Here is a 9,042-nt window from a genome sequence, read left to right as displayed (position 1 = left end):
CATGTCGCTAGAATTCATCAGAAACTAGATAAAGTTAGGGTGATTACGGCCTTTCGTGATCATTTAAATGATAGCGCGATTTCAGGGTGGATAGAGGGTGCACTGAGTGATATTGATACGTTTGTAAAGTGATTTTTTGACTATTGATTGGTTTTGCAGAGTGAATGATATAGTTAGCGCGTCAAGTGAAATGGCGTGCTGTTTAGCCTTCGAGCTAATATAAGGCTGCTGGCGTGATATGAAAAATATGATCAAAGGGCGGTTGCAGGAACCGAGTGCAACACGATCGTTGAGTTGACCCGACCGGTGCATTGATTGCCGGTAACAATCTGGTCAACGCCGGCCTGATAGAAGCTGGTAACCGGCTCGATCTGCTCGCGGGCAATGACCTGATCAACACTGCTGGCGGCATCATCACAGGCCATGATGTCTCACTGACCGCGATCAACGACGACGTCATCAACAAAGGCAGCGTGCTGGAAAGCGGCCGCGACATGACCATCCAGGCCAGCCGCGACGTCACCATCGCCCCGACCGAAGTCACCAACAGCCTGTTCAGTGGCTGATCTCAGCTTTACAGCATTCATATGCTCATAGTGTTTTATTATTCCTGTGAAGATCTCCACAACCAAACAGCAATCTGCGGTGAACTCCAACCTCCCCCCCGCAGCGCTGTCCGACAACAAACGTCCGTTAAAACGGAGCCCAAGGCACCACTGATTTCATCGGTACAAACGCTGCCGTGCAATCGACCGGCGCGCCGTCACCTGGACTGCCGGACACCGTGACGTCGTCTTTTATCGAAGGCACCAGTTTGTTGAAGAAGCTTACCGGCCCTGGGCCAATTGTGAAGTGGGTGGCGGTAAGCGCTGTGAAGGCTGGTTGAGCGCCGTCAAAGACAACGTTGTCCAGCGTGATCAGAATCGGCCGTTTCTGGCCATTGTCGCTGTAGCCGGCGAAGGTCATCTTGCCGCCACCGAATCGCGGACTGTTCAGGTAGTGGAAGCCCTTCACTGTGATGTCGCTGAGATCGGGGTACGAGGTTCCGCTGGCACTGCCGTAGTTGGTGTCGAACACCAGCGGGAATTTGACGTTGCGCATGCATACATTTTCGTAACGGATACCGTCTACCTTTCCACCGTTCTTGGCGCTCGTCTTTATTCTTAGCCCGATGCCGTCCTGGCTGTCTCCGCCATCTGCCGCCAAATCCACAACGCTGACATTGTGTACGCCGCCGTTGGTTTCACTGCCGATGGACAGGCCGTGGCCATAATAAAAATGATTGTGCGCGAACATCAGGTCCCGGCTCCCGGAGATCCGGCTGGACTTTATCGCTACGTTGTCATCACCTGTGCTGATGTAGGAGTAGGCCAGCAATACTTTGTTCGATTGACCGGGGTCGAAGCCATCGGTGTTCTTCACGGTTTCCGGGGTAAAGCAGGTCCCTGGGGTCTTCTGGTCGGGCGTCGAGCCGCTCGGGCAGTGGTAGCCTTCTACACTGTAGACCCGGCTTGGATTCAGAATCTTGATCCCCCAGACAGTCACCCCGGTCACGCCGTCAGTCACAATGTTGAAGTCCGGAGCGTTTTGCAGCGTCAGCCCCTGGATAACGAAGTCCGTTCCGCCACTGACCTGTATAAGGCGCGGTTTTTGTTGATAAACGTTCGACAAGGTCTTCTGGTAAACAAGGTCCCACCAGCTGCGCAGATTGGCATTCGCCCCGGCGGTAAGCAGACTGCCGCCGCGACCATCTATAACGCCTTTGCCTATGACGCCGCTGGAGTGGGTGTTTTTCGCTGAAATCAGTGAGCTGCAGGCATCCTGATTGGCAATCGTAGTGACGCCGCAAGTGCCTTTGCCATTGTCGTAGTCCTTGGGGTTACGTGACGCAAACAGCGTTACGCCTTCGTCTATCCAGAGCGTGACGCCGGATTTCAATTGCAGAGGCCCGCTGAGGAATGCCGAGTTGTCGCCTTCACCTTTGACAAGCTGTACGGCTTGTCCGGCAGCACACCCATTGATTGCATTCTGGATATTCTCCTGGTCAGGCCTGGAGTCGAGCGCCGAACTGTCAGCGCTGTCCAGCGAGCCGTCTCTGGGAGTCAGGTGCGCTTGAAGTTGCTTGCAGACTGGCGGGCTGGGCGGCTCGCTTATGGTGCCCCATGGTGTCACCACGGCTGCCTCGCTGGCCGCCTGCGCGGGCAGGATGAAAGTCAGTGACATGGCCACGGAAGCGGCCATCCAGGAGGTCTGCCGAAAAGTGTTGATGGCGAATTGTAGGGGACCTGGCATCTATGAGACCTGTGATAGTGAGTAACCATGTTGGGTCGGCCAAGATATTTTAGAGATGTGTCAAATAGAAAGGCGCTACAAATTATTTCTTTGTCATGTTCCGCGATTAGTGCATCCGTAGACGGTTTCAAGAACGGTTCTCATCGGCGGTAGCCAATCCAGAAACTTCTGGTAAATCGGTTTTTTGGCGTTAGAATCGGCGCGCCTTCAGAAGTCGGGCCGATATTCACTGAATATCAGCCATATGCTTGATTGCACATGGCGCAGCCTTTGTCAGGCGATGTATGCGTAAAGCTGGAGGGCCTTGGTTGATAAGGGTTTCCGGCTTTTTTATTGCCTGTATTTCGGGTGTAAACTTGCCTTTCGCGCTCTAGCGCCTTCAGGTCCCGCGAACATGACACAGATCTCCGAACGTTTCCTGGTGCAGGCTCATCTCGATGCGAAGCAGCCCAAGGCGTTGAGCCCTACAGAGCAGGCGCGTTACCGAGCCGACATCGCTGCCGAGCTCAAGAAGCAGGACGCCGTACTGGTCGCCCACTATTATTGCGACCCGGTCATTCAGGCCCTGGCCGAGGAAACCGGCGGTTGCGTGGCCGACTCTCTGGAAATGGCCCGCTTCAGCAATAACCACGCTGCCAGCACTGTATTGGTTGCGGGTGTGCGTTTCATGGGCGAAACCGCGAAGATTCTCAACCCGGAAAAACGCGTGTTCATGCCGACGCTCGAGGCCACCTGCTCGCTCGATGTGGGGTGCCCGGTCGATGAGTTTTCCGCGTTCTGCGATCAGCATCCGGAGCGTACCGTGGTGGTGTATGCCAACACCTCGGCAGCGGTCAAAGCCCGTGCGGACTGGGTAGTGACCTCAGGCTGCGCGCTGGAGATCGTCGAAAGCCTGATGGACAACGGCGAGAAAATCATCTGGGCGCCAGACAAGCACCTGGGCCGCTACATCCAGCGTGAAACCGGTGCCGACATGTTGCTGTGGGACGGTGCCTGCATTGTCCACGAAGAATTCAAATCCAAGCAGCTTGAAGACATGAAAGCCTTGTATCCCGAGGCTGCGATTCTGGTTCACCCGGAATCGCCGGAAGCAGTGATCGAGCTGGCTGACGTTGTCGGCTCCACCAGTCAGATGATTGCCGCCGCGCAGCGCTTGCCCAACAAGACGTTCATTGTGGCCACCGACCGGGGCATCTTTTACAAGATGCAGCAGTTGTGCCCGGACAAAATCTTCATCGAGGCGCCTACGGCGGGTAACGGCGCTGCATGCCGAAGCTGTGCACATTGCCCGTGGATGGCGATGAATACGCTTGAGCGCACCTTGCAGTGCCTGCGCGAGGGTAGCAACGAGATATTCGTTGACCCGGCGCTGATCCCCAACGCCGTACGCCCTTTGCAGCGCATGCTGGACTTCACTCAGGCGGCGCGCTTGCGACAAGCGGGCAATGCCTGACAGGCGTAATGAAAAAGCCCGACGCTCTTGCGTCGGGCTTTTTCATTCGGACATCAGTTCATCATGTCCTTGACCATCCGCTCTTGTTCAATCAGATCCTTTTGCCGTGCATCGATGCGTGACGCTAGCTGAAAGTTGTTGGCCGCGCGGCGTTTGGCAAAGTCCAGCTGCTGGATTGCCTGACGGAAATCGCCGACCAGTGCGAAATATTCGGCACGCGCCTGATGCAGGCCGATGGTGTTGCCATTCAGGCCACGGGTTTCCGCTACGACGTACCAGATGTCCGGATCATCCGGCCGGGTCTTGAGCAGCGCTTCAAGGCTTTTTTCGGCTTCGGCGGTGCGGTTCTGCTTGAGCAGCACGTCAATGCGCACGTCATTGAGCGGGTAGCTGCCAGGGTACAGCGTCAGCATGCGATCGACCCGCTGCTGGGCATCGGCAAGGCGGTTATTGGTGATGTCCAGGTCGATCTGCGTCAGATTATAGGTGATGTCGTTTGGCGCTTTTTCGATTAATGGCTTGAGGGTTTCTCTGGCTTCGTTCAGTTGCCCACCCTTGATCTGTGCGATGGCCAGACCATAGCGAGCTGGATCGGATTTCGGATTTTCAACCAGTTGCGCACGAAAACGCTTGGCGGCGATACCAGGTGTTTCTTCGTATATCAACGCAACGCGGGCGCGCATCAGTTGATACAGCAGGCTGTCTTCCTTGCCGCCAGGCTTGGCCTGCTCGGCGCGGTTGCGTGTGTCAGCGATCCGCGATTCGCTCACCGGGTGAGTCAGCAGAAACTCCGGTGGCCTTGCATCAAACCGATACTGACGCATTAAACGCTCGAACATGGTGGGCATGTTGCGCGGGTCATAACCGGCCTTTTCCAGATTGAGAATGCCGATACGGTCGGCCTCCTGCTCGTTCTGGCGCGAAAAGCGACGTTGCTCCTGGATTGCAGCCGCCTGTGAGCCGGCGATGGTGGCGATACCGGCATCACCGGCACCTGCGGCAGCCATGACAATACCCGCCAGCATCGCGGCCATTACCGGCACCTGCATACGCTGCTGGGCCTCCATGCCTCTGGCGAAGTGGCGTTGCGACAAGTGAGCCAGCTCGTGGGCCAGTACCGACGCGTATTCGCCCTCGGTCTGGGCGTTGAGGAACAGGCCGCCGTTGACACCGATGATCCCGCCGGGTGCGGCAAAGGCGTTGAGTTGCGGGCTGTTGATCAGGATGAATTCAAGACGCCGGTCCTGAACCTGGCTGGTCTCGGCCAGGCGGTACACCGAGGTCTCGACGTAGTCCTTGAGTTGCGGGTCTGACAGTTGGGCTACCTGGCCACGCAGCAATCCCAGCCACGCTCGACCCAGGCGGTGTTCCTGTTCGGGGGAGACAATCGAGGAGCTGGCGTCGCCAAGTGAAGGCAGGTCATCAGCCATGCCATGCGTAGCGAACAGGCAAGCGAGGGTGAGCAGTGTAGGACGCAAAAAATTCATGCACGAAGCTCTGGTCAGAAGAACCTGTACTGTAGCTGGCTCAATGGCGTGCTGACCAGAGTGAGGTATTCTTGCCGCCTTATCCGCCATGCCTTTTCGGACATGGTTTGTAATTCGATGTGTCCGCCTGGAGAGAAACGATGTCTGACGCTGTAGTGCGCCCCGAGGTGTGCGACGCCGAACTGGATGCCAGTGGTCTCAACTGTCCGCTGCCTCTGCTGAAAGCCAAGATGGAACTCAATCGTCTGGCCAGTGGCGCGGTGCTGAAGGTGATCGCGACTGACGCCGGATCGCAGCGGGATTTTCGAACTTTTGCCAGACTTTCCGGGCATGAGTTGCTGCATGAAGAGGTCGACGCCGGCACTTATCTTTATTGGCTGCGCAAGGCTTGAACCACCACTGCCGTTTTTTTTTGAAAAGGATGTTTGATGTTCAATGTGCTTCGCAATTGGGTGCAGCGCTACTTCTCCGATGAGGAAGCGGTGGTACTGGCGGTCTTGCTGTTTCTGGCGTTTACCCTTGTCCTGACCCTGGGCGGAATGCTCGCGCCGGTCATTGCGGGGTTGGTGCTGGCCTTCCTGATGCATGGGTTGGTCAGTGTTCTGGAGCGACTGCGCATGCCTGAAATGGCCGCAGTCGGCTTGGTCTTCACGCTGTTCATCGGTGTGCTGCTGCTGTTCCTGCTGGTGCTGGTACCACTGCTCTGGCACCAGTTGATCACGCTGTTCAACGAAGCACCGGGCATGCTTGCCAAGTGGCAGTCTGTACTGCTGTTGCTGCCCGAACGTTACCCGCATCTGGTTTCCGACGAGCAAGTGTTGCTGGCGATCGAAGTCGCCCGTGGTGAAGTGGGCAAGATCGGTCAGTTGGCGCTGACCTTCTCGATCTCCAGCCTGCCATTGCTGGTCAACCTGATGATCTACCTGGTGCTGGTGCCGATTCTGGTGTTCTTCTTTCTGAAGGATCGGCACATGATCGGCCGCTGGGCGCACGGCTATCTGCCTCGCGAGCGTGCGTTGATCAACCGGGTGGCGGATGAGATGAAGCGTCAGATTGCCAATTATATTCGCGGCAAGGTCATCGAGATTTTCATCTGTGGTGGCGTGACCTACATCGCGTTCGCCGCGCTCGGGCTCAACTACGCAGCGCTGCTGGCGATGCTGGTCGGCATATCTGTGGTCGTGCCTTACGTTGGCGCGGTGGTGGTCACAGTGCCGGTGGCGTTGATCGGATTGTTCCAGTGGGGCTGGGGTGATCAGTTCATCTACCTGATGATTGCCCACGGCATCATTCAGGCGCTGGATGGCAACGTTCTGGTGCCGTTGCTGTTTTCCGAGGCCGTCAACCTGCACCCGGTTGCAATCATTTGCGCCGTGCTGCTGTTTGGCGGGCTGTGGGGATTCTGGGGGATCTTCTTTGCGATTCCGCTGGCCACGTTGTTCAAGGCCGTCCTCGATGCCTGGCCGCGTAATGAACCCACTGTGGCACCACTGCTTTAAGCAGCAAGTCTGGATCGTTGCGGCACCTTGCGTGCCGCAACGCTTATCGGAATATCAGCCTTTGTTCAGGGCCTCGGCCTGCGCCAGTACTTCAGCCACATGGCCCGGCACTTTCACGCCGCGCCATTCCTGACGCAGTACGCCTTCCTTGTCGATCAGGAAGGTGCTGCGGTCAACGCCCAGGTATTCCTTGCCATACAGCTTCTTGAGCTTGATGACGTCGAACAACTGGCAGACGGCTTCGTCCTTGTCCGAAATCAGCTCGAACGGGAAAGACTGCTTGGCCTTGAAGTTTTCATGGGTCTTCAGGCTGTCTCGGGAAACACCGAGCACAACCGTATTGGCCGCCTGAAACTGCGCAATATGGTCACGAAAGTCCTGACCCTGCGTGGTGCAGCCGGGCGTGTTGTCTTTCGGGTAAAAATAAATCACGACCTGCTGACCCTTGAGCGCAGACAGCTCTACGGTCTGTCCGCTGGTCGCGGGTGCCTGAAAGTCGGGAACCGGTTGATCTACTGTGACGGTCATGGGAACTCCTTACATTGGGGCTTGTGGGCGCCAGGGTTCGATCAGTGCGTCGAGATTCAGCGCGTCGGCGAAATCGAGGAATTGATCGCGCAGCCAGCTGATCTGTGTGCCTGCAGGCAGTGTCACCGTGAATGTGGCATTAAGCATGGTGCCACCGGTCTGCGGAGCCTGATACGTGTCACAGATCAGATTTTCCAGCTCGACGTTATGGTCAATGAAGAACTGGCACAGCTCATTGATGATGTCCGGGCGGTACGCCGAGCTGACGTAAGCCACGTAGGGCAGGGCTTCCGGGCGGTTCTCCAGAGTAGCGCTGCGCACCACGCTGGTGGTGAACGCATGCTTCTTGGAGAGGCTCGACAGGCCGGTTTCAAGGCGCGCCAGAGCGTCCCAGCTGCCTGACACCTGAAGAATAAGCGCACTGCACTCACCGTGGCGAGTGAGGCGCGAGGTGACGACCGAGCAGCGGTTTTCATGGCTGGCGCGGCACAGGACGTTGGTCAGCTCCATGGGGTTGGCGCCAAGGGCACTGATGACAAGGAATTGTTCGCGAACTGTGGGGGTGGACGACATGCAGCATTCCTAGACGATGAGCGGTCGGTACTTTTTCGGACTTGCGGGGCTGTTTCGACAATCGATGGCGCGAGATACCTTCCCGGGTCCCGTAGCGCCTGCCTTGCATGGAAGGACCATGACGGGGCTGGAGTGCACTGGGGCAGGGCTTCTGGCGACAAATTCGACCGATTGAGCGAGGTGCGCAGGTGACCAGTACCGATCAAAGGACGAAGGGTAGCGAAAACCATCGCTCAGGGGAATGCTCAGAGCGCGGTACTTCGCTTGTACAAGGCTGATAGCGCCAGTACCATTACGGCTCTCTTTTTCCGGCAGGAGCGGTTGCATGATTGCGGGCAGTATGGTGGCACTGGTCACACCAATGGATGCACAAGGTCGTCTGGACTGGGACAGCCTGAGCAAACTGGTTGACTTCCACTTGCAAGAGGGCACCAACGCCATTGTTGCCGTAGGCACCACCGGTGAATCGGCGACGCTGGATGTGAGCGAACACATCGAGGTCATCCGCCGTGTGGTTGCTCAGGTTGCAGGACGTATTCCGGTCATCGCCGGTACAGGCGCCAATTCGACGCGCGAAGCCGTCGAGCTGACCACCAACGCCAAGACCGCTGGCGCCGATGCGTGCCTGCTGGTAACGCCTTATTACAACAAGCCGACGCAAGAAGGCCTGTTTCAGCATTTCAGCCACATCGCCAATGCCGTAGACATCCCGCAGATCCTCTACAACGTGCCGGGCCGTACTGCCTGCGACATGTTGCCAGAGACTGTCGCGCGTCTTTCCACGGTCAGAAACATCATCGGCATCAAGGAAGCCACCGGCAACCTGCAGCGCGCCAAGGACATTCTGGCCAGCGTCAGCAGTGATTTTCTGGTGTACTCCGGTGACGACGCGACGGCAGTCGAGTTGATGCTGCTGGGCGGCAAGGGCAATATTTCCGTCACCGCCAACGTTGCACCGCGCCTCATGAGCGATCTGTGCGCAGCGGCCATGCGTGGCGATGCCGAGACGGCACGGGCGATTCACGAAAAGCTCATGCCGCTCAACAACACCCTGTTTATCGAATCCAACCCTATCCCCGTGAAGTGGGCCTTGCATGAAATGGGTAAGATGCCAGCCGGTATCCGTCTGCCGCTTACCTGGCTCAGCGAAGCCTGTCACGAACCGCTGCGTCAGGCCCTGCGCCAGTCCGGCGTCCTGGTTTAATTGAGG

The 9,042-nt window shown here is 57.3% G+C and carries 8 protein-coding genes and 1 pseudogene; 5 read left to right on the top strand and 4 right to left on the bottom strand.

Features of this window, described 5'->3' with window-relative positions:
- Nucleotides 1–317: 317 nt before the first annotated feature.
- Nucleotides 318–521, top strand: a pseudogene (locus AO068_RS16520) (hemagglutinin repeat-containing protein); the annotation flags it as partial.
- 172 nt (nt 522–693) lie between these two features.
- Here AO068_RS16520 and AO068_RS16515 read toward each other — a convergent pair.
- Complete coding sequence (locus AO068_RS16515) at nt 694–2,292, bottom strand: glycoside hydrolase family 28 protein (protein ID WP_058408902.1); 1,599 nt, start codon at nt 2,290–2,292, stop codon at nt 694–696.
- Between the two features lie 394 nt (nt 2,293–2,686).
- Here AO068_RS16515 and nadA point away from each other — a divergent pair, with 394 nt between their 5' ends.
- The gene (gene nadA / locus AO068_RS16510; protein WP_058408901.1) at nt 2,687–3,745 is read left to right on the top strand and encodes a quinolinate synthase NadA; all 1,059 of its coding nucleotides are present in this window, start codon (nt 2,687–2,689) and stop codon (nt 3,743–3,745) included.
- 53 nt (nt 3,746–3,798) lie between these two features.
- Here nadA and AO068_RS16505 read toward each other — a convergent pair whose 3' ends face one another.
- On the bottom strand, nt 3,799–5,232 hold the full coding sequence (locus AO068_RS16505; RefSeq protein WP_002552586.1) for a M48 family metalloprotease: 1,434 nt from the start codon (nt 5,230–5,232) through the stop codon (nt 3,799–3,801).
- Between the two features lie 140 nt (nt 5,233–5,372).
- Between AO068_RS16505 and AO068_RS16500 the strand changes: the two genes are divergently transcribed.
- Nucleotides 5,373–5,624 carry a sulfurtransferase TusA family protein gene (locus AO068_RS16500; RefSeq protein ID WP_002552587.1) on the top strand — a complete coding sequence of 84 codons (252 nt, stop codon included), beginning with the start codon at nt 5,373–5,375 and terminating at the stop codon, nt 5,622–5,624.
- Between the two features lie 36 nt (nt 5,625–5,660).
- Complete coding sequence (locus AO068_RS16495; protein WP_058408900.1) at nt 5,661–6,731, top strand: AI-2E family transporter; 1,071 nt, start codon at nt 5,661–5,663, stop codon at nt 6,729–6,731.
- Nucleotides 6,732–6,785: 54 nt separating this feature from the next.
- Here the strand turns inward: AO068_RS16495 and AO068_RS16490 are convergent, their stop codons facing one another.
- Both AO068_RS16490 and AO068_RS16485 read right to left on the bottom strand, forming a co-directional pair.
- On the bottom strand, nt 6,786–7,259 hold the full coding sequence (locus AO068_RS16490; protein WP_002552589.1) for a peroxiredoxin: 474 nt from the start codon (nt 7,257–7,259) through the stop codon (nt 6,786–6,788).
- Between the two features lie 9 nt (nt 7,260–7,268).
- Nucleotides 7,269–7,832, bottom strand: a complete 564-nt coding sequence (locus AO068_RS16485; protein ID WP_003317383.1) for a glycine cleavage system protein R — start codon at nt 7,830–7,832, stop codon at nt 7,269–7,271.
- Between the two features lie 325 nt (nt 7,833–8,157).
- Between AO068_RS16485 and dapA the strand changes: the two genes are divergently transcribed.
- Nucleotides 8,158–9,036 carry a 4-hydroxy-tetrahydrodipicolinate synthase gene (gene dapA / locus AO068_RS16480; protein WP_058399688.1) on the top strand — a complete coding sequence of 293 codons (879 nt, stop codon included), beginning with the start codon at nt 8,158–8,160 and terminating at the stop codon, nt 9,034–9,036.
- The last annotated feature ends 6 nt before the right edge of the window (nt 9,037–9,042 follow it).

This window comes from Pseudomonas sp. ICMP 3272 (genome assembly GCF_001466905.1).
Lineage (GTDB): Bacteria > Pseudomonadota > Gammaproteobacteria > Pseudomonadales > Pseudomonadaceae > Aquipseudomonas > Aquipseudomonas amygdali.
Note: the sequence above shows the minus strand (reverse complement) of the source record. Positions and strands in the feature narration are given on the sequence as shown.

What these genes read in the sequence shown, in the direction of transcription:
- AO068_RS16515 (WP_058408902.1), bottom strand. Translation starts at nt 2,292, where the DNA reads ATGCCAGGTCCCCTACAATTCGCCATCAACACTTTTCGGCAGACCTCC.
- nadA (WP_058408901.1), top strand. Translation starts at nt 2,687, where the DNA reads ATGACACAGATCTCCGAACGTTTCCTGGTGCAGGCTCATCTCGATGCG.
- AO068_RS16505 (WP_002552586.1), bottom strand. Translation starts at nt 5,232, where the DNA reads ATGAATTTTTTGCGTCCTACACTGCTCACCCTCGCTTGCCTGTTCGCT.
- AO068_RS16500 (WP_002552587.1), top strand. Translation starts at nt 5,373, where the DNA reads ATGTCTGACGCTGTAGTGCGCCCCGAGGTGTGCGACGCCGAACTGGAT.
- AO068_RS16495 (WP_058408900.1), top strand. Translation starts at nt 5,661, where the DNA reads ATGTTCAATGTGCTTCGCAATTGGGTGCAGCGCTACTTCTCCGATGAG.
- AO068_RS16490 (WP_002552589.1), bottom strand. Translation starts at nt 7,259, where the DNA reads ATGACCGTCACAGTAGATCAACCGGTTCCCGACTTTCAGGCACCCGCG.
- AO068_RS16485 (WP_003317383.1), bottom strand. Translation starts at nt 7,832, where the DNA reads ATGTCGTCCACCCCCACAGTTCGCGAACAATTCCTTGTCATCAGTGCC.
- dapA (WP_058399688.1), top strand. Translation starts at nt 8,158, where the DNA reads ATGATTGCGGGCAGTATGGTGGCACTGGTCACACCAATGGATGCACAA.